Here is a 20,679-nt window from a genome sequence, read left to right on the forward strand (position 1 = left end):
CCCGTCTCAGGCCACCCGTCGGGCGCGCGCCAGGCCGTGGTCGACCAGGCGGTCGATGATTTCGGCGTAGGTGACGCCGCTTGCTGCCATCGCCTTGGAATACATGCTGATATGGGTGAAGCCGGGGATGGTGTTGATTTCATTGACGAGGAACCGCATGTCATCCGTCAGGAAGAAGTCGATGCGGGCCATGCCATCGCAGCCGACGGCTCTGAAGGCTTTTGAGGCCACGTCGCGCATGGCGGTCTCGACCTCCTGCGGCAGTTCGGCCGGCACTTTCAGCGCCGCACCTTTCTCGTCGATATATTTGGCATCGTAACTATAGAAGCCGTGGCTTTCGGCCGGCACGATCTCGCCCGGCCGAGAGACGAAGAGTTCTCCTGCCGTATCTTCCAAGACGCTGAATTCGATCTCACGGCCGCGCACGAATTCCTCGGCGAGCAGTGTGCGATCGTGGCGGAAGGCCTCAGTAAGGGCAGGCGCGAATTCCTGGCTGGCATGGACCTTGGCGACGCCGACCGACGATCCCTGGCGCGCAGGCTTGATGAAGAGCGGCAGGCCGAGCTCACCTTCCAAGGCTGCCAGTGAAGGGACGGCACCCTCATGGATCGTCACCGCGCGCGCCACCGGCAGGCCCGCTGCCCTCAGCAGGCGTTTGGCGATGTCTTTGTCGAGCGCTGTGGCGGAGCCGAGGATGCCGCAGCCCGCGAGTGGAACGCGGGCCACCTCCGCCGCGCCTTGCACTGATCCGTCCTCGCCATACTGGCCGTGGAGGACAGGAAACAGAATGTCGACCTTTGCTAGGTCATGCGGCGCGCCATGAGCTGGGATCACCAGCACGCGGCCGCGCCCACCCGGCACCAGGCAGATTTCCGTGCCTGATGAAGGCGTCGCCAGCACGCCGTCCTCGAAGCCGCTCAGCAGCCATTGCCCCTCGCGGGTGATGAAAACAGGGACGGCGTCGTATTTCTCGGGCTTGAGCGCGCCCATGACATTGGTTGCCGAGAGCACGGAAACGTCATGCTCGGCCGAGCGGCCGCCGAAGAGCACGACAATGCGCAGCCTGTTTGGGGATGGGGTCATGAAAGTCTCCGAAACGATCTGGTGTTGAAAAGGGTCAGGCGTCGACCGATATGCCGCGATTGGCGAAGAAACGGTCGAAGACGGCAAGCGGCAGAGTCACATCGGCCTGGCTCGCTTCGTCATGACCGGACGGGTTGTGAAAGCGGATTGTCTCGCCGCTGGCTGCCGTCACCAGCACCAGGTGTCCGCCCTTCGACGGCGGCTCGCGCTCCGGCCAGCGGATGCCCGAGTTCACCGAGGCGATGAAGAACCGGCGTTTCGACAGAAGCTCGGGAATGGCCGATGTCTCGACGCCGGTCATCGTCTCCGCGCTAAGCGCGAAGCGCTCGGCGGCGAAGCGGACGAAGGGCGCGTAGACCAGCCCTTTGATCGAGGCATCGATCTCGTTGACGACATAACCGCCATAGGCGGTGCAGGCGCGGGCAAGCTCGAGGGTCGGATGGATCTCGCCGCGGGCAGCAAGGATCATCTTCAGGCAGGCCATGCCGCAGACATTGACCGCCCAGCGCGCATATTCCTCGATCGTCGCGGCTCCCGAATGGCGCCAGAGCGGATCGCTGAGCAGAGCCTGCGATCCCTCGGCAAGCACCGGCAGCGTCATGCCGGGTGTTTCCCATTGGCTGAAATAGGGCACGCCGCTCTGCTGCATCCTGTCGATATCCCCCGTGACTCGTCTCATGAGATGGCGGGCAATCTTGGCTTTTTTCGAACCGATGCCCCGCTTGCGAATCCAAGGCTAAGGTGCAGTTTTCTTCAGGTCCACTTAATTAAAATTAGCATATAGGTTAGAAATTATGGCCGATTGATCAGCCGGAGAAACGGGCTTGGATTTCTTCCGATTGCGCACGCTTCGCGAGCTCTCGCGCCGCGAGACGATGGCGGCGGTCGCCGACGCGCTCGGCATTTCCTCATCCGCCGTTTCCCAGCAGATCGCCCAGCTGGAGGACGAAGTCGGCATTGCGCTCGTCGAGCGGCGCGGGCGAGGGGTGACGCTGACACCGGCCGGACAGCGGCTCGTTGTGCATGCCGACCGGATATTCGGCATTGTCGAGGAAGCCAAGACCGATATTGCCGAACTGCAGAATATCGTCGCGGGCGACCTCAGGATCGCCGCCCAACCCTCCGCAGCTTCCTCCTTCATTCCTGCCGCAATGCGCCAACTCGCCACCGACCATCCGCATCTCGACATCGTCATGACGACGACGGGACCTGCCGAAGGCGTGGCGGCACTCAGAGCCTGGCAGGCCGATATCGTCATTGCCGACGACATATCGTTCGATCCGCATACGCTGGAGGGCACGGCCGACACGCTGTTCCTCTGCCGCGACCAGCTCTTCGTGCTTCTGCCCGCTGGCCACAGGCTGGAGAGCGAGTCCGTCATCGAACTCGCACAGCTGAGGGATGAACATTGGGCGCTCGACGTCGCCTCCAGCGCCTATTCCATGGCTATCCGCCAGGCCTGCCGCGACATCGGTTTCGAGCCCGTCATCAACGGCTTCAGCGACAGTTTCGAAGTGGTTTTCGCACTTGTCGAAGCCGGTTGCTCGATTTCGGTGATGCCCGGACTGGCGCTTCGAGATTTTGGCGAAGGCCTGACCGTCAAGCCGCTGGCGCCATCCACCTACCGGAGCATCCATGCGATTACCCGGAGCGGCGAGGTGCGTAACCCGAAGGTCGCCGCGGTCCTCGATCAGTTGGTAAAGAGCGCGCCGCGGGATTTGAACAGATCCTGATTTTCGCGCGAATGCACTCTTGGCAGAAGCGATCATATCGGGCACTCTTGGTTCATGGTTATGGCAACTCAAACTCAAGCAGCAGACGTTCGCGCACGCGGCGCACGACTTACCACCACGGCCTCCTGATCGGAGCCGGGATAACACTGTCGTTTGCTTTCTCCTTATTTGCCTTGAGCCACCGTCCATGGACACCAGATCGTTTCCAAAGCCACATCGCGCTTTTTTCGTCCGTAGCGTCGCGCAGACATCCTGCGCGGCAACTCCGCGCGCGCTTCGACTTAGCCGCGGCTGCCGGACGTCACCGGAGCACCGGCAGCCGTAGCTGCTCCTGAACCAAAGAACGCCTCCATTTTTCAGGACACGCCGCCGCAGTGCCGGCCGGCGCCAGGAGTGATGCATGCCTTATGATCCCAAGATCGAACCGAAGTGGCAGGCCTATTGGGCCGACCACCATACCTTCCGAGCGGAAATCGATCCGGCCAGACCGAAATTCTACGCACTCGACATGTTCCCATATCCTTCCGGTGCGGGCCTGCATGTCGGCCATCCTCTCGGCTATACGGCCACAGATATAGCGTGCCGCTACAAACGCATGCGCGGCTTCAATGTCTTGCATCCGATGGGATGGGACAGTTTCGGCTTGCCGGCGGAGCGCCACGCGATGCGCACCGGCGTGCACCCCGCGATCACGACGAAGCGCAACATTAAGACGTTTCGCGGACAGGTGCAGAGGTTGGGGTTTTCCTATGACTGGAGCCGCGAGTTTGCCACCACCGATCCCGCCTATGTGCGCTGGACGCAGTGGATCTTCCTGAAGCTGTTCGAGAAGGGCCTCGCCTATCAGGCTGAGGTGGCGGTCAACTGGTGCCGGGCCCAGAACGCGGTGCTTGCCGACGAGGAGGTCAAGGACGGGCGTTATGTCGAGACCGGCGATCCCGTCATTCGCCGCAGGATGCGCCAGTGGATGCTGCGCATCACGGCCTATGCCGATCGGCTGCTGCAGGGACTGGACGGCCTCGACTGGCCCGAAAACCTGAAAATCATGCAGCGCAACTGGATCGGACGCTCCGAGGGCGCCGAAATCCGGTTTCCGCTCGAGCACGGCAAAGAGGTCATCACCGTCTTCACGACGCGCCCCGAGACCCTGTTCGGAGCAAGCTATGTCGTGCTCGCGCCGGAGCATCCTGCCGTTGCCGCCATCGTGGAGCCGGAAATGCGCGAGGCGGTGGCCGCCTATATTGCCGAGGCCGAAGGATTGGAAGAGACGGTGCGGGCCGATGCCGGGCGCGAGAAGACGGGCGTCTTCACCGGCGCTTATGCGATCAACCCTGCCAACGGAGCCCGGCTGCCGGTTTGGGTGGCCGATTACGTGCTGGCTGGCTACGGCACTGGCGCCCTGATGGCGGTGCCGGCTCATGACGCGCGCGACTACGCTTTTGCCCATGCACACGAGCTGCCGATCATTCGCGTCATCGACAGCGAGGACGACATCGAAAAGGCGGCTTATGAGGTCGAGGGGGCGATGGTCAACTCCGGCTTCCTGGATGGCTTGGGCTCATCAGAGGCGAGATCCGCCATCATCGCCTGGCTGCAGGCGAACGGCGCGGGCCGGCCGAAGGTCACGTATCGCCTGCGCGACTGGCTGTTTTCCCGCCAGCGCTACTGGGGTGAGCCGATCCCGGTACTGCATCTGGCGGATGGCTCGGTGATGCCGCTGCCTGAGGAATGCCTGCCGCTGCTGCCGCCTGAACTCGATGATTACGCCCCGACGCCCGATGGCGAACCGCCGCTTGCCCGCGCGCGAGACTGGGTCGAAACGACCGTGCCGGGCACCGACATACCGGCCTGGCGGGAGACCAACACCATGCCGCAATGGGCAGGCTCCTGCTGGTACTATCTCAGATTCCTCGATCCTGATAACGCCCGCGAACCCGTCGGGCGCGAGGCCGAGCGCTATTGGATGCCGGTCGATCTCTATGTCGGCGGCGCCGAGCACGCGGTCCTGCATCTGCTCTATGCCCGCTTCTGGCATAAGGTGCTCTACGACATCGGCGTCGTTTCGACGGAAGAGCCGTTCCAGCGGCTGTTCAACCAAGGCATGATCCTTGCTCATCCCTACCGCGATGCGGCGGGCCGGTATTACGCGCCGTCTTCCGTCGTCGAAGAGGAGGGCAGATGGTTCGCCGGGTCGGTCGAAGTGCAGCGCGCCGTCGAGAAGATGTCGAAGTCGCAGCTCAACGTCGTCAATCCCGACGATGTCGTCGAACAGTTCGGGGCCGACGCCTTGCGGCTGTACGAGATGTTCATGGGGCCGCTGGATGCGGCAAAGCCCTGGCAGACCGCCGGCGTGATCGGCGTGCGCCGGTTTCTGGAGCGCGCCTGGCGCATCGTCTGCGACGAGAGCGACGGATTGTCTCCAGCGGTGCTGGAGGCGGCCCCCAGCCCGCAGCTTCTGCGCTTGCGCCACCAGACGGTGAAGACCGTGACGGCGGATATCGAAGCAATTCGGTTCAATACCGCGGTTTCCCGGCTGATGGAACTGGCCAACGCACTGACGGCGGAAGCAGTGCGTCCGCGCGAAGTGGTGGAGACATTCGTGCTGTTGCTCGCACCCTTTGCGCCTCACATCGCGGAGGAGTTATGGAGCAAGCTTGGTCACGGGGAAACACTGACATGGGTTTCCTGGCCCACCTTCGATCCTGCAATGATCGAGATGGAGACCCGCGAATATGTCGTGCAGATCAACGGCAAGGTTCGCCACCGCTTCGAAGCCGCCGCTGATCTTGGCGAGGCGCTGCTCGCAGCCGTGCGATCCGACCCTGCCGTCATGGCCTTGCTCGACGGCAGAATGGTGGTCAAGGAAATCGTGGTCCCAGGGCGACTGGTGAATTTCGTCATCGAAGACCCGTGATGCCGCAAGCCGATCGTCGGGATTGATCCCCGACGGTCGGTTCTCGCCAGCCGCGGCGGCCGGACTTCGTAAACACCCCCATAAATCACAAACCCCTGGAATTTTCCAGGGGTTTGGCAGCCGTCCGGGCCGGGCATTTCGCCTGGCCTCGAGGTCACTTTCCGGCGGCCTGCGCGGCGTACATGTAGCTGTCGTAGCTGTATTCGGCGACGCGGAACCATTCGAAGGATTCGTCGCGGAATTTTTTCCAGGCGGGGTAGATCTTCGCCCAGGCGGGGTGCTTCTCTCCGTATTCCGCGTAGAGTTCGAAGGAGGCCTTGTAGGCGGCGTCCATGACGTCGCGCGGCAGCGGGCGGAGCTTGACGCCCTTGCCGACGAGCGAGCGGATCGCCGTGGTGTTCTTGACGTCGTAGAGCGACTGCATGTTGACGTTGGCCGATTTGCAGGCGGCGTCGAGTGCGGCCTTGTAGGCATCCGGCAGGGCTTCGTACTGGGCCTTGTTGATGAAGAAGTGGATAGTCAGGCCGCCTTCCCAGTACGCCGGATAGTAGTAGTTCGGAGCGATCTGATAGAAGCCGAGACGTTCGTCGTCATAGGGGCCGATCCACTCTGCCGCATCGATCGTCCCGCGCTCGAGGGCGGGGTAGATGTCGCCGCCCGGCAACTGCTGCGGGATGACGCCGAGCCTTGACATGACCTCGCCGGCAACGCCTGCTATGCGCATCTTGACGCCCTTGAGATCGGCGACGCTCTTGATTTCCTTGCGGAACCAGCCACCCATCTGGGCGCCGGTGGCGCCACCCGGAATGCCGACCACGCCATAGTCGGCGAGGAACTCGTTATAGGCCTCGTTGCCGCCGCCGTGATAGAGCCAGGCATTCTGCTGGCGGCCGTTGAGGCCGAAGGGGATGGTCGAGCCAATCGCGAATGTCGGATCCTTGCCGGTGAAGTAATAACCGCAGGTGTGCGCGATTTCGACCGTATTGGCCTTGACCGCGTCGATCGCCTGCGGACCGGGAACCAGTTCGCCGGCCTGGAAAACCTGGATCTGGAACTTGCCCTCAGTGATCTTCGACAGGGCATCGGCCATGACGACCGCGCCGCCATAGATGGTGTCGAGATTGTTCGGGAAGCCTGATGTCAGGCGCCATTTTATCGTCGGCAGTTCCTGCGCAACGGCAGGTGCTGCAAGTGCTGCGCCGGCCACCGTGGCTGCGCCGCCGATCGCGCCTTTCGTCAGAAAGTTACGTCGATTGATCGTGTTGGTCATGTCGTCCTCCTCGGGTTGATCAAAGGGCTCAGGCGATCACCTGGGCATTTATTTCGTAGGTTCTGCAGGCGGTGCGCCGAAGCTCGGCGTCGGCGATCCGAAATCAGGTGCGGGCGCGTCGAATGACGGTGTGGCCGGCTCGCCGGTGGATGGTTCGGGCGCGCCGAACGGCTGGGTAGGGGTGCCGAACGGGTTTTCTCCGCCTTGGCCTGGCATCGGCACGTTGAGCTGGATCGTCGAGGGGTCGACGGTCACCTGTCCCACCTTGTAGTGGGTGACGAGGCCGGGGAAGGCGATGACGATGGTGACCATGACCAGCTGGATCGCCAGGAAGGGCAGGGAACCCATGTAGATCTGGCCAGATGTGACCGGCTGTATCGTCGCGCCGGTGATCCTGTCCTTGTATGCGCGGTTCGGGGCGACCGATCTCAGATAGAAGAGCGAGAAGCCGAAGGGCGGATGCATGAACGAGGTCTGCATGTTGATCGCCAGCATCACGCCGAACCAGATCAGGTCGATCCCGAGCGCGTCGGCGACGGGCGCCAGCAGCGGGATGATGATGAAGGCGAGCTCGAAATAATCGAGGAAGAAGGCGAGAAAGAACACCAGCAGGTTGGCGACGATCAGGAAGCCGACCTCGCCGCCAGGGATCGACGTCATCAGGTGCTCGACCCAGACATGGCCGTTGACGCCGTAGAAGGTCAGCGAAAACACGCGGGCGCCGAGCAGGATGAAGATCACGAAGGACGACAACTTGGCCGTCGCGTAGAGCGCCGACTTGATCATCGTGAGATCGAGACGACGGTTGAATGCCGCAAGCAGCAGCGCTCCGACCGCGCCCATGGCGCCGCCTTCCGTCGGAGTCGCCAGGCCGATGAAGATCGTGCCGAGAACCAGGAAGATCAGGACGAGCGGCGGGACGAGGGAGGTGATGACCTTGCCGAGCAGCTTCCATCCGCGCAGGGATCGGGCTTCCGGCGGCAGTGCGGGAACGCTTGCCGGCCGAATGAACGACATGACGATGATGTAGCCGGCATAGGCGGCAACGAGCAGGAGGCCGGGAACAAGCGCGCCCTTGTACATGTCGCCGACGGACCTGCCGAGCTGGTCGGCGAGTATGATCAGCACCAGGCTCGGCGGGATGATCTGCGCCAATGTTCCGGAGGCCGCGATCGTGCCGGCGGCGACGCGCCGGTCATAACCGTAGCGCAGCATGATCGGCAGTGAGATCAGGCCCATCGAGATCACGGAGGCAGCAACCACACCGGTCGTCGCCGCCAATATCGCGCCGACGAAGATCACGGCAAAGGCGAGGCCGCCGCGGATCGGGCCGAAAAGCTGGCCGATCGTGTCGAGCAGGTCTTCGGCCATGCCGCTTCGCTCGAGGATCAGGCCCATGAAAGTGAAGAAGGGAATGGCGAGCAACGTCTCGTTCGACATCTGGCCGAAGATGCGATCCGGGATCGCGCCGAAGAGGTTGATCGGCAGCAGACCCATCTCGATGCCGATGAAGCCGAACACGAAGCCGACGAAGGCGAGCGCGAAGGCGACGGGATAGCCGAGCAGCAGCACGACGATCAGCGACAGGAACATGATCGGCGCGAGGTTTTCCGCGAAGAAGGCAAACATGGGATGATCCTGAATTTAGAGCGCTTGTGCTTCGGCGTCGGCCAAGGCGACGGCGTCAGGCATTGCCCCGGCGAGGATGGCGATGCGCTTGATGAGTTCGGACAGACCCTGCAGGGCAAGCAGTCCGAAGCCTGCCGGGATCAGGGCCCATACCGGCCAGAGGATCAGGCCGCCGGTGTTGTTCGACACCTCGCCGCTCTGGAACTTGGAAACCACGATCGGCCAGGACAGATAGATCGTCACCAGGCAGAAAGGCAGCAGGAAGAAGATCGTGCCGAAAACCTCGACCCACAGCTGCGCGCGGCGCGGCAAATGCCCATAGACCAGATCGACCTTGACGTGTTCGCTGCCGAGCAGCGTCCAGGCGGCGGCGATGAGGAAAGCTGCCGAGAACAGATACCATTGCGCCTCGAGCCAGGCGTTCGAGCTGAGATTGAAGAGCTTGCGGGTCGTCGCGTTGACGGCGCTGATCAGCACGGCGGCGAGCAGCAGCCAGGAGACAGCCTTGCCCAAAAAGGTGTTCAACGCGTCGATCGCACGCGATAGCGTCAGTAAGCCAGACATCGAATAATCCTCCCGACGGCAGCACGAGGCGCGCCGTCCGCCAAGTGCTATCGGCGTGCGGAGATCCGAACAAGGAGCCGTTGCGGGCAAAAGCCGAAAGCCTACCCAGTAGTGGGTATGTCTGCCTCCGGGGAGGTGAGGCCATTGTCGATCGCGAAACGAACGAGGCCGGCGGTTGTGGCGATGCCCAGTTTTTTCTTGATCTTCTTGCGGTGCGTCTCCGCTGTGGCTTCGGAAATGCCGAGCGATTGGGCGATGTCGCGGTTGCTCCGGCCGGCTGCGATCAGCAGCAGGACGTCATGTTCGCGGGTTGTCAGAGGCACCGGCGATGCATTCGACCGCTTTTCGAGCAAAACCTCGGAAACGCCTGACGAGAAATAGGTCTTCCCCGAAGCGACCGCCTCGATGGCGGAGACGATCTCATCGGTGGAGACGTCCTTGAGGATGTAGCCGGCGGCGCCATGAAGCACCGAGGTCGAGATATATTCCCGGCTGTCATGCATCGAAAGCATGAGGATACGCGTTCGCGGCAGGCTCTCCCTGAAGAGCTCGATGGCGTCTATGCCGCTCAGTTGCGGCATGTTTATGTCCATCAGGACGACATCGGGGCTGGTGCGCAATGCGAGCTCCAGTCCGGTACGCGCCATGCCGGCCGTGCCGACGACCTCGATGTGATCATAGGTCTTCAACAGCGCTTCCAGCCCCTCCAGGACGAGCGGGTGGTTGTCCACCAGCAGCACCCTGATGGTTCCCGGCGCGTTCATGCAGCCTCCTTAGCCCCGTCGGGCTTTGCCCCGGCGGATTTCGGAAGCATCGCGGTCAGCTTCGTTCCCTCCGATGTGGAGTTGATCAGCAGGACGCCGCCAAAATGCGCCATGCGCTCCTGCATGTTGCGCAGCCCGAGTCCGCCCGTTGGCGAAGCCTGGCTTACCGCGCCATGATCGAAGCCGAGGCCGTTATCGGCAATGATCATCCGAACGCGGCCGCGAACGGTCCAGACCCTGATCGAGCCGGCAGTGGCGCCCGAGTGCTTTTCGATATTATGAAGCGCTTCCTGGGCGACACGGTAAAGCGCTGTCGCCGCCTCCGGTTTGAGATTGCCGCGGAAGGGCGTGGCATCAAGGGACATGTCGATGCCGGTTCTTTCGGTGAAGGCCGCAAGCAGCGCCTGGAGTGCGGCGGCAAGACCGAGGTCGTCGAGCGCGCGCGGACGAAGATCGTGGGACAGCCGGCGGACCTCCTTGATCGCTCCATTCAGGGCCTCGGCGCCCCGATCGATCGCGCCGGAGGCGTCGTCGCTTTTGCTGCGAACCTTTCTGCTTGCCAGGTCGATCGCATATCTGACGCCGACGAGATTCTGGGAGATGCCGTCATGTAGCTCCCGGGCAAGGCGGGCGCGCTCCTGCTCCTGCGTATCGATGATCCGCTTCGTCAGTTCCTTGAGCTTGCCGTCCGCCATCCGGCGCTCCCTGAGCGTCACCAGCATGCAGGCCGCAAAGACCAGAAGCACCGAGGGAACCGCGATCAGCGCCACCACCATGAAGGTCTTGCGGATATTGGCGCGAAGATCCGCCTTGGCGGCGGCGGTCTGGGCGAAGACGTCGTCGAGATAGACGCCGGTTCCGAGCATCCACTGCCACTTGTCCAGCCCGACGGCGAAAGAGAGCTTGTCCGCCATCTCGCCGGAGGAGGGCTTCTGCCATTTGTACTGATGGAGGCCGCCGCCTTCCTTGGCTTTCTCGATCAGGTTGGCAATGACGGGATCGCCGTCCGGATCGACGAGGTCGAGCCAATTGCGGCCCGGGCGGAACGCCTGCCGGGGATGGACGATGTTCTTGCCGTCATAGTCGTAGACGAAAAAATAGCCGTCCTTGCCGTAATCGAGCGACGTCAGTATCTCCCGCACCTTCTCCTTGGCCGCCTCGTCATCAGGCCCGGCCGCATCATAGGTGCTCTGGATCGCCGACAATGCGAGGTTCGTCAGATTGAGCAGCTCGGTTTCCTTGGCTTTCAGCATGTTGCGCTCGAACGTGCCGATACTGCTGCCGACAAGGGTGGCCGACTGCCAGGTGATGAAAGCGGTGACGGTCAAAATCGCGATCACGAGCGGGATAACCGTCAGTGCGATGATCTGATGTCTGAGGTTCATGACGTTTCCTCCGCGCCCGTCCTGCCGCTATATGCAGCAGATTGACCAGGAACCTCAAGCGTTTTGGCATTCGGCGGCGGTGAGGGCCTTATCTGCCGCTGTCCGGCCAAGTCGGCTGGCTGATGCTCTGCAGCAACTCCGGCTCGACGCCGTCGATGCGGGCGATGACGGCCTTGGCCATTTCGCGGCCGGCGTGGCGGACGTCTTCCTGGGCGGTGATGATCTCGGGGCGGATCCAGTTCAGGATCGGCACCGATTGTTTGGAGACCATGTCGAGATCGCGGCCGAGCGCCTTGCCGGCGGCTTCGATGCCGGCATTGACGGCGATTGCAGCACTGCCGGCTGAACAGACGATGCCATCAGGTGCGTTGGCCGAGCGCATCATCACCTCGACGACGTCGCGGATGTCGGCGAGCGGGGCGTCGGTGTTGATGCGCAGCGGCACTTCCTCGGCGCCGTAATCATGCAGGCCGGTCTGGAAGCCGATGCGGATATGGGCGTAATAGGTGAGCTTGCTCGGCGGCTGCAGCAGGGCGATGCGCCGCCGGCCGCGCTTGACCAGCTTTTCCACCGCCTTATGGGCGAAGGCCTCGTTGTCGAAATCGTGGAAGGGATGCGTCAGTCCCGCATCGGTGCGCCCATGCGTGGCAAAGGGCATGCCGCGCTCGCTCAGCAGCCTTACGCGCGGGTCGTCCGGCTCGATGCGTGAGATGATGACGCCGTCGGCCGAACCGGTATCGAGGATATAGCGCACCGGCAGCATCGGGTCCTTGCTGTGCGAATGCGGCGTGATGACGATATGATAGGGCGTGCCGGACAGTACCTCGGAGATGCCGAAGACCATCTGGCTCGAGAAGCCCATGATCTCCTCGTCGATGCTGAGGACGAGGGCGATGACATTGGTCTTGCCGGTGCGCAGGCGCACACCCGCCCTGTTCGGCTGGTAGCCGAGCTGGCGGGCGACCATGCGCACGCGCTCCTTGGTTTCGGCCCCGATATCCGGCGCATCCTTCAGCGCGCGCGACACCGTCGTCACGCCAAGGCCCGTCATGAAGGCGATCGTCTTCAACGTCGGGCGCTCGCGCGCTGCCGGCGTCGATGCCGCGTTCCCGAAATTTCCCTTGTTTTCCATCCCTTTAGGCCGTCCTGCGCGAATTGGTGTCGCTTATAGAGGCTTTTTCCAGCGTCGTAAGCCCGCCGCATGCCAAAATCGCACCTCCCTGAGGAATGCAATCTGTAACGATACAGTAGAAATGTCGAGCGCTTTTTGTTGTGTGCATTGCAACACTGTACGTATAGGTTGAATCGGCAATCCGTACTCTGTTTTATTGCGATTGCGAAGAGACTGAATCGCGTGGCTAAATTTATCGTGTAAAATTATTATGCAAATTCAAATTGATAAATTGGCAACGCATGTGCGAGAACGCCCGACCTGGTATCGTGTCAAGGGGATGCAGTGCTCCTGATGTAAACAGGCAGAAGTAGCAATTCCCGTTATCACGGAAAAATTTGCCTGCGGGCAGTTGCGTGGAGAAATCGATTGATCTAAGTTTTTCCGGCAACGTTTCAGTGAGGGAGGAGAACTCATGAAAATCCGTATAATGGCGGCCGTGCTTGCCGCTTCGGTCGCGCTTCCGTTCGGCGCCGCCAATGCCACCGATCTCGAAGTCACCCATTGGTGGACGTCCGGCGGTGAAGCCGCAGCCGTCGCCGAACTGGCCAAGGCGTTCGACGCGACCGGCAATCACTGGGTCGACGGCGCGATTGCCGGCTCCGGCGGCACTGCTCGTCCGATCATGATCAGCCGCATCACCGGCGGCGACCCGATGGGCGCGACCCAGTTCAACCATGGACGCCAGGCCGAGGAACTCGTCCAGGCCGGCCTGATGCGCGATCTGACCGACGTGGCGACCGCCGAGAAGTGGAAGGATATCATTCGTCCGTCGAGCCTGCTCGATTCCTGCACCATCGACGGCAAGATCTACTGCGCTCCCGTCAACATCCACTCCTGGCAGTGGTTGTGGCTTTCGAACGCCGCCTTCAAGAAGGCCGGCGTCGAAGTTCCGAAGAATTGGGACGAGTTCGTCGCTGCGGCTCCGGCTCTCGAAAAGGCCGGCATCATTCCGCTCGCCGTCGGCGGTCAGCCGTGGCAGGCGACAGGCGCCTTCGACGTGCTGATGGTTGCGGTTGCCGGCAAGGATACCTTCAACAAGGTCTTCAAGGACAAGGATGCGGAAGTTGCCGCCGGTCCTGAAATCGCCAAGGTGTTCAAGGCCGCCGACGATGCGCGGCGTATGGCCAAAGGCAGCAACGTCCAGGATTGGAACCAGGCCACCAACCTTGTCATCACGGGCAAGGCCGGCGGCCAGATCATGGGCGACTGGGCGCAGGGCGAATTCGCGCTGGCCGGTCAGACGGCCGGCACCGACTACACCTGCCTGCCGGGCCTCGGCGTGAACGAGATCATCTCGACGGGTGGCGACGCCTTCTACTTCCCGCTGCTGAAGGACGAAGAAAAGTCCAAGGCGCAGGGGGTGCTTGCCAAGACCCTGCTCGATCCCAAGACCCAGGTTGCCTTCAACCTGAAGAAGGGTTCGCTGCCGGTTCGCGGTGACGTCGATCTCGCTGCCGCCAACGATTGCATGAAGAAGGGTCTCGAAATCCTTCAGAAGGGCAACGTGATCCAAGGCACCGACCAGCTGCTTTCGGCCGACAGCCAGAAGCAGAAGGAAGACCTCTTCTCCGAATTCTTCGCCAATCCGTCGATGACGCCGGAAGACGCTCAGAAGCGTTTCGCCGGGATCATCGCTTCTGCTGACTGATCAGCAGACTTGCTGCCCTTGCGGTCCGGCCCCCATGGTGCCGGACCGTTCTAGACGGTCGGTGACGGTCAGGCGGGCGGCGGCGTATCTCTGGTATCTTCAGCAGGTTTCGGAGGTAGAGACGACAGGAGGTGCCTTGCCGATCTGTCACTGGTCGCAGTTGCGATTTGAGGAGAAGTATTCATGACGGGTCAAGCGCGAGCAGGCCGGCCAAACAAGTTACTGCGCAATCTGAATGCCAAGATTGCGTCCATTCCGATGATCCTGACGGCGCTGGTGATCTTTGTCGGCGGGACGTTGTGGACGGTCTTTTATTCCTTCACCAATTCCAAGCTCCTTCCGCGGTTGAGCTTTGTCGGCTTCGATCAGTACGAGCGCCTGTGGGCTGCGCCGCGCTGGGTGACGGCGATCGAGAATCTGGCTGTCTACGGCATCCTCTCGCTGATTTTCAGCCTGGTCATCGGTTTCATGCTTGCCGCGCTGATGGACCAGAAAATCCGCTTCGAAAACACCTTCCGCACCATCTTTCTCTATCCCTTCGCGCTGTCCTTCATCGTGACGGGCCTCGTCTGGCAATGGGTTCTGAATCCCGATTTCGGCATTCAGGCGGTGGTGCGCTCGATCGGGTGGACGAGCTTCACCTTCAATCCGCTCTACACGCCTGAAATCGTCATCTACGGCATTCTGATCGCGGCGCTGTGGCAGGGAACGGGTCTCGTCATGTGTCTGATGCTTGCCGGCCTGCGTGGGATCGACGAGGACATCTGGAAAGCGGCGCGCGTGGACGGCATTCCGATGTGGAGGACCTATCTCTTCATCGTCATCCCGATGATGCGGCCGGTCTTCATCACGACGATCGTGATCATCGCCTCCGGCATCGTCAAGGTCTACGACCTCGTGGTCGCGCAGACATCGGGCGGTCCGGGCATCTCCTCGGAAGTGCCGGCGAAATATGTCTACGACTATATGTTCCAGGCGCAGAACCTGGGGCAGGGCTTTGCTGCCTCGACCATGATGCTCGTTACAGTCGCGATCATTATCGTTCCGTGGGCCTATTTGGAATTCGGCGGAGGGCGCAAGCGTGGCTGATGTAGGAACTCTCAACACCACGGCTGCCGGCATCGACGCCGTCGCGCCGAAACTCGGCGAAGGCCCCAGCGGCCCCCGGCCGCGCCCGGCGGTGTCGGCGCGCAACATCATGCTCTATGGCACACTGACGATCGCAGCGCTCTACTATCTGCTGCCGCTCTATGTGATGGTCGTGACGTCGCTGAAGGGCATGCCGGAAATCCGTCTCGGCAACATCTTTTCGCCGCCGATGGAGATCACCTTCGAACCCTGGGTGAAAGCCTGGGCGCAGGCCTGCACCGGGCTCAACTGCGATGGCCTGTCGCGCGGCTTCTGGAATTCGGTTCGCATCACGGTGCCGTCGGTCATCATCTCGATCGCGATTGCCTCTGTGAACGGCTACGCGCTGGCAAATTGGCGCTTCAGAGGATCCGAGCTTTTCTTCTCGATCCTCATCGTCGGCGCATTCATTCCCTATCAGGTGATGATCTATCCGATCGTCATCATCCTGCGCGAAATCGGCATCTACGGCACGCTGACCGGCCTCGTCGTCGTGCATTCGATCTTCGGGATGCCGATCCTGACGCTGCTCTTCCGCAATTATTTCGTGTCGCTGCCGGAGGAGTTGTTCAAGGCGGCGCGTGTCGACGGGGCGGGCTTCTGGCAGATCTTCCTGCGGATCATGCTGCCGATGTCGCTGCCGATCTTCGTGGTCGCGATGATCCTGCAGGTGACCGGCATCTGGAACGACTTCCTGTTCGGCGTGGTCTTCACCCGGCCGGATACCTATCCGATGACCGTGCAGCTCAACAACATCGTCAATTCCGTCCAGGGCGTGAAGGAATACAACGTCAACATGGCGGCAACGATCCTCACCGGTCTCGTGCCGCTCATCGTCTACTTCGTGTCGGGGCGGCTTTTCGTCCGCGGCATCGCCGCCGGCGCAGTGAAGGGTTGATCTCATGAATATGAATGCAAGCGTCTCCATCAAGGATCTGTCCCTGAACTTCGGTGCGGTGAGCGTACTGAAGGACCTCAACCTCGACATCAACGACGGCGAATTCCTCGTGCTGCTCGGCTCGTCCGGCTGCGGCAAGTCGACCTTGCTGAATTGCATCGCCGGCCTGCTCGATGCCTCGGAAGGGCAGATCTTCATCAAGGGCAAGAACGTTACGTGGGAGGAGCCGAAGGACCGCGGCATCGGCATGGTGTTCCAGTCCTATGCGCTCTATCCGCAGATGACCGTCGAGAAGAACCTGTCCTTTGGTCTTCGCGTCGCCAAGGTGCCGCAGGCAGAGATCGACAAGCGGGTGGCGCGTGCCTCCGAAATCCTGCAGATTCAGCCGCTGCTGAAGCGCAAACCGGCCGAGCTTTCCGGCGGCCAGCGCCAGCGCGTGGCGATCGGCCGGGCACTGGTGCGCGATGTCGACGTCTTCCTGTTCGACGAGCCGCTGTCCAACCTCGACGCCAAACTCCGCTCGGAGCTGCGCGTCGAGATCAAGCGCCTGCACCAGTCGCTGAAGAACACGATGATCTACGTCACCCATGACCAGATCGAGGCGCTGACGCTTGCCGACCGCATTGCCATCATGAAGAGCGGCATCATCCAGCAGCTCGACGATCCGACGACGATCTACAACAGGCCGCGCAATCTGTTCGTTGCCGGCTTCATCGGCTCGCCGTCGATGAATTTCCTGCACGGCGAGCTGGTCAAATCAGGCGATGGCATTGCCTTTTTGGCCAACGGCGTCATTTTCTCGCTCGCTGCCTACGACGCTAGCGAGACGCTGCAGCCCGGCCGCAAAGTGGTGCTCGGCGTTCGTCCAGAACACATCAAGGTCAACGAGAATACCGGCGGCGAAGAACATGACGCCACCGTCGATATCGAGGAGCCGATGGGCGCGGACAATCTGCTGTGGCTGAAACATGCCGGTCACACGATGTCGGTACGTGTCAACGGCGCACGCCGCTTCAACGTCGGAGCCAAGGTGAAGCTCAGCTTCGACATGACGGTCGCTTCGGTCTTCGATGCCGAAAGCGAGCTGCGTCTCTAGAGAACTCTGCGGGCGGGGCCGAAATGGCGCCGCCCTACCTCCAATCGGCCATCAGGCCAGCCAAATTCGGCCGCGGTCCGGCTTGTCCGGCGATCCCAGGAGCGGCCCGATCAGGATACGACTATGACATCCTTGCCGAAGAACGGTTTCAACATCGACCTTTCCGGTTCGTGGCAGCTTGCCTCCGTGGACGGCGAGATCCGCACCGCGATCATCTTGCCGGGCGACGTGCACACCGCGCTCCACCGCGCAAGCCTGATCCCAGATCCTTATTTCGGCCGCAACGAGGAAAAGGTGCAGTGGGTCGCCGAGCGCGAATGGGCGGTCGAGCGCAGCTTCACGCTTCAGGAGGTCGAGGGCGACTGGTATCTCGATATTGACTATCTCGACACGGTTGCCAGCGTCCACGTTAACGGCTTTCTGGCGCTCGAAGCCGACAACAGCTTCCGCCGCTACCGGCCCGATGTCTCCAGCATGCTGAAATCAGGCGACAACAGCATCCGCATCGTCTTTGCCTCCAGCATCGCCGTTGGCGCTGCGCGACAGAAGCAGCAGCCCTTTTACATTCCCTACAGCACGGGCAACTCGCCGATCCCCGACGGCAACATGCTGCGCAAGCCGCAATGCCATTTCGGCTGGGACTGGAACATTGCCATTGCGCCGCTCGGCCTCTACGGGACGATCGCGCTGAAAAAGCTCGAAACTGCGCGCATCGAACACGTCGTCACCCGCCAGACCCACAATAATGACGGCTCGGTCGATCTCAAAGTGACGGCGACGCTGTTTTCCAAGGGGCAAGACATTGCCCAGGTCTATTTCGACCTCGACGGCGAGCGCGTGCGCCTGGATGTCGGCATCAACGGCGAGACCCATGTCAACCACCTCTTCCATATCGACAATCCGCGCCTCTGGTGGCCTTCCGGCAATGGCGAGCAGGCGCTCTACAGGCTTTCCGTCGAATTGCCGACGGATGAGGTGACCAAGCAGATCGGTCTTCGCACCATCGAGCTGATCACCACGCCGGATGCGGCCGGCAGCCGCTTTGCCTTCAAGGTCAACGGCCGCGAGATCTTCTGCCGCGGCGCCAACTGGATCCCGGCCGACGCGCTGTTTTCGCTGTCTTCACCTGAGAAGACCGAAGACCTGCTGCAATCGGCCAAAGCCGCCAACATGAACATGATCCGTGTCTGGGGCGGCGGCTTCTATGAGCAGGATCATTTCTACGATCTCTGCGACCGGCTGGGCCTTATGGTCTGGCAGGACTTCATGTTTGCCTGCAACCTCTATCCGTCGACCGAGGACTTTCTCGACAATGTGACGATCGAGGTCGACTACCAGGTGCGCCGGCTCTCCTCGCATCCCTCGATCGTGCTCTGGTGCGGCGACAATGAACTGGTCGGAGCGCTCACCTGGTTCGAGGAATCGCGGAAGGATCGCGACCGCTATCTCGTCTCCTATGATCGCCTCAACCGCACGATCGAGCAGGCAGTGAAAAAGGCGCTGCCCGGCGCGGTCTGGTGGCCGTCGAGCCCGGCCTCCGGCTATCTCGATTTCGGCGATGCCTGGCATGCGGACGGGTCCGGCGACATGCATTACTGGTCGGTCTGGCACGAGAACAAGTCGTTCGACAATTACCGCTCGGTGCGTCCGCGCTTCTGCTCGGAATTCGGCTTCCAGTCCTATACGTCGCTGCCTGTGATCAAGACCTATGCCGAGGCGAAAGACATGAACGTCGCTTCCCCGGTCATGGAGCTGCACCAGAAGAATGCCGGCGGCAACGAGCGCATCGCTGGCACGATGTTCCGTTATTTCCGCTTCCCCAAGGATTTTCCGAACTTCGTCTATCTCTCCCAGATCCAGCAGGGGCTGGCGATCAAGACGGCGGTGGAATACTGGCGGTCGCTCAAACCCCATTGCATGGGCACGATCTACTGGCAGCTCAACGACACCTGGCCGGTGGCCTCCTGGTCGAGCCTCGACTACGGCGGTCGCTGGAAGGCGATGCACTATCTCGTTAAGCGCTTCTTCCAGCCGGTCGCGGTTGCTGCCATTCCTTCCGACGACGGAAAGACGGTCCGCTTCTCGCTCGTCAACGATACGCTTGCCGATGTCAGCGTCGACCTTTCGATCTCGCTGCTGACGACGAAGGGCGAACGCCGGCACCTGAGAGACGTACAGGCCATATGTTCGCCGGATGCGGCCGTCACTGCCACGAGCATCGACGTTTCCGATATTCCCGAGGGAACGTTGCTTGCCTGGCGTTTCACCGCGTCGAACGGCACGGGCGGCGAGGGGCATCATGTCAACGGTACCTACAAGGCGCTGGAGCTGGAACCTGCGGGGCTTGCTGTCACCCACGAATATGTCGAGGAGAACGGCTCCGTCGACATCAACGTCACCGCTAGGGGACTTGCGCTTTTCGTGATGATCGAAACCGAGACCGACGGCAAATATTCCGACAACGCCTTCGATCTTGCGGCCGGCGAGAGCCGCCGCATCACCTTTACCCCGGCACGGCCGCTTGATCGTGGCGCGCTTCCGGAGTTCCGGTTCTACGACCTGTATTCCTGCCAGTCGGCGGATTGATCCTGCAAGAATGGGCACGAGGCCCAAGGAGAACATGATGACGAAACTCAGCTACCAGCTCTATAGCGCCCGCAACTTCCAGCCCTATTCGGCGATCTTCGAAAAGCTCGGCAAGGCTGGCTATGCCGAAGTCGAGGGCTTCGGCGGCATCTATGCCGATCTCGATGATGCCGGGCTGAAGAGCCTTCGCGCTGAGCTCGACAAGAACGGCCTCGTCATGGCGAGCGGCCATTTCAGCCCCGATTTTCTGGAAAAGGAAGTTCAGAAGTCGCTGAACATTGCCAAGATCCTCGGCATGGATTCGATCTATGCGCCGCATCTCGCCGCCGAAGAACGCCCGTCCGATGCTGCCGGCTGGGTCGCCTTTGGCAAGCGGCTGCAGGAAATCAGCAAGCCCTACAAGGCTGCCGGCTACGAATTTGGCTGGCACAATCATGATTTCGAATTCTTCAAGCTGCAGGATGGCTCGCGGCCGATCGAGCACATCTTCGAAGGCGCGCCCGACATTTCCTGGGAGGCGGATATCGCCTGGGTCATCCGCGGCGGCGGCGATCCCTTCGCCTGGATCGAGAAGCTCGGACCGCGCATCACCGCCGTGCATGTCAAGGACATCGCACCGGCCGGCGAGGCGACGGATGAGAGCGGCTGGGCCGATGTCGGTCACGGCAAGGTCGAGTGGGCCAGGCTGATGACGGCGTTGCGCGCCACCAAGGCCAAACACTACGTCGTCGAACACGATAACCCGAATGACATCGACCGCAACATCAGCCGCTCGATCGCATCCTTCCAGACCTACTGAGGCTTCAT

16 protein-coding genes are annotated in these 20,679 nt (G+C 61.7%); 8 read left to right on the forward strand and 8 right to left on the reverse strand.

Annotation, left to right across the window (positions count from 1 at the left end; genetic code table 11):
- Positions 1 to 6: 6 nt before the first annotated feature.
- Together OLZ32_RS01165 and OLZ32_RS01170 are read right to left on the reverse strand one after the other, a co-directional pair.
- Positions 7 to 1,083: a D-alanine--D-alanine ligase family protein gene (locus OLZ32_RS01165; protein ID WP_264395332.1), complete on the reverse strand. Its 1,077-nt coding sequence runs from the start codon at positions 1,081 to 1,083 to the stop codon at positions 7 to 9.
- A gap of 34 nt (positions 1,084 to 1,117) precedes the next feature.
- Entirely contained in the window at positions 1,118 to 1,732 is a 615-nt protein-coding gene (locus tag OLZ32_RS01170; protein ID WP_264395333.1) for a C39 family peptidase, read from the reverse strand.
- Positions 1,733 to 1,907: 175 nt separating this feature from the next.
- Here OLZ32_RS01170 and OLZ32_RS01175 point away from each other — a divergent pair, with 175 nt between their 5' ends.
- Together OLZ32_RS01175 and leuS are read left to right on the forward strand one after the other, a co-directional pair.
- Positions 1,908 to 2,816: a LysR family transcriptional regulator gene (locus tag OLZ32_RS01175; RefSeq protein WP_130744175.1), complete on the forward strand. Its 909-nt coding sequence runs from the start codon at positions 1,908 to 1,910 to the stop codon at positions 2,814 to 2,816.
- Between the two features lie 400 nt (positions 2,817 to 3,216).
- Positions 3,217 to 5,730, forward strand: a complete 2,514-nt coding sequence (gene leuS / locus OLZ32_RS01180; RefSeq protein WP_264419511.1) for a leucine--tRNA ligase — start codon at positions 3,217 to 3,219, stop codon at positions 5,728 to 5,730.
- Between the two features lie 154 nt (positions 5,731 to 5,884).
- On the opposite strand, the gene OLZ32_RS01185 is transcribed toward leuS, so the two are convergent.
- The 6 genes from OLZ32_RS01185 to OLZ32_RS01210 form a co-directional block, all read right to left on the reverse strand.
- The gene (locus OLZ32_RS01185) at positions 5,885 to 7,000 is read right to left on the reverse strand and encodes a TRAP transporter substrate-binding protein (protein WP_264395335.1); all 1,116 of its coding nucleotides are present in this window, start codon (positions 6,998 to 7,000) and stop codon (positions 5,885 to 5,887) included.
- Positions 7,001 to 7,048: 48 nt separating this feature from the next.
- Positions 7,049 to 8,629 (reverse strand): TRAP transporter large permease, encoded by a 1,581-nt coding sequence (locus OLZ32_RS01190; RefSeq protein WP_264395336.1) that lies wholly within the window; start codon positions 8,627 to 8,629, stop codon positions 7,049 to 7,051.
- Between the two features lie 15 nt (positions 8,630 to 8,644).
- Positions 8,645 to 9,193: a TRAP transporter small permease subunit gene (locus tag OLZ32_RS01195; RefSeq protein WP_264395337.1), complete on the reverse strand. Its 549-nt coding sequence runs from the start codon at positions 9,191 to 9,193 to the stop codon at positions 8,645 to 8,647.
- Positions 9,194 to 9,294: 101 nt separating this feature from the next.
- Positions 9,295 to 9,957 carry a two-component system response regulator MctR gene (locus OLZ32_RS01200; protein ID WP_003540440.1) on the reverse strand — a complete coding sequence of 221 codons (663 nt, stop codon included), beginning with the start codon at positions 9,955 to 9,957 and terminating at the stop codon, positions 9,295 to 9,297.
- A complete protein-coding gene (locus OLZ32_RS01205) occupies positions 9,954 to 11,342 on the reverse strand; it encodes a two-component system sensor histidine kinase MctS (RefSeq protein WP_264395338.1) in 1,389 nt (462 codons plus the stop codon). Before OLZ32_RS01205 ends, OLZ32_RS01200 begins: the two co-directional genes overlap by 4 nt.
- Positions 11,343 to 11,430: 88 nt before the next feature.
- Positions 11,431 to 12,474: a LacI family transcriptional regulator gene (locus tag OLZ32_RS01210; RefSeq protein ID WP_003540436.1), complete on the reverse strand. Its 1,044-nt coding sequence runs from the start codon at positions 12,472 to 12,474 to the stop codon at positions 11,431 to 11,433.
- Positions 12,475 to 12,928: 454 nt separating this feature from the next.
- Between OLZ32_RS01210 and OLZ32_RS01215 the strand changes: the two genes are divergently transcribed.
- The 6 genes from OLZ32_RS01215 (at position 12,929) to OLZ32_RS01240 (ending at position 20,671) form a co-directional block, all read left to right on the forward strand.
- Positions 12,929 to 14,164, forward strand: a complete 1,236-nt coding sequence (locus OLZ32_RS01215) for an ABC transporter substrate-binding protein (RefSeq protein WP_003540434.1) — start codon at positions 12,929 to 12,931, stop codon at positions 14,162 to 14,164.
- A gap of 183 nt (positions 14,165 to 14,347) precedes the next feature.
- Positions 14,348 to 15,253: a carbohydrate ABC transporter permease gene (locus tag OLZ32_RS01220; protein WP_003540432.1), complete on the forward strand. Its 906-nt coding sequence runs from the start codon at positions 14,348 to 14,350 to the stop codon at positions 15,251 to 15,253.
- Entirely contained in the window at positions 15,246 to 16,190 is a 945-nt protein-coding gene (locus tag OLZ32_RS01225) for a carbohydrate ABC transporter permease (RefSeq protein ID WP_003540430.1), read from the forward strand. The genes OLZ32_RS01220 and OLZ32_RS01225 overlap by 8 nt, the downstream gene beginning before the upstream one ends.
- Before the next feature lie 4 nt (positions 16,191 to 16,194).
- The gene (locus OLZ32_RS01230) at positions 16,195 to 17,286 is read left to right on the forward strand and encodes an ABC transporter ATP-binding protein (RefSeq protein WP_003540428.1); all 1,092 of its coding nucleotides are present in this window, start codon (positions 16,195 to 16,197) and stop codon (positions 17,284 to 17,286) included.
- A 123-nt stretch (positions 17,287 to 17,409) separates the two neighbouring features.
- A complete protein-coding gene (locus tag OLZ32_RS01235; RefSeq protein WP_264395339.1) occupies positions 17,410 to 19,872 on the forward strand; it encodes a beta-mannosidase in 2,463 nt (820 codons plus the stop codon).
- A 37-nt stretch (positions 19,873 to 19,909) separates the two neighbouring features.
- Positions 19,910 to 20,671: a sugar phosphate isomerase/epimerase family protein gene (locus OLZ32_RS01240; protein ID WP_264395340.1), complete on the forward strand. Its 762-nt coding sequence runs from the start codon at positions 19,910 to 19,912 to the stop codon at positions 20,669 to 20,671.
- The last annotated feature ends 8 nt before the right edge of the window (positions 20,672 to 20,679 follow it).

The sequence above is a fragment of the Rhizobium acaciae genome, from assembly GCF_025941625.1.
Classification (GTDB): domain Bacteria; phylum Pseudomonadota; class Alphaproteobacteria; order Rhizobiales; family Rhizobiaceae; genus Rhizobium; species Rhizobium acaciae.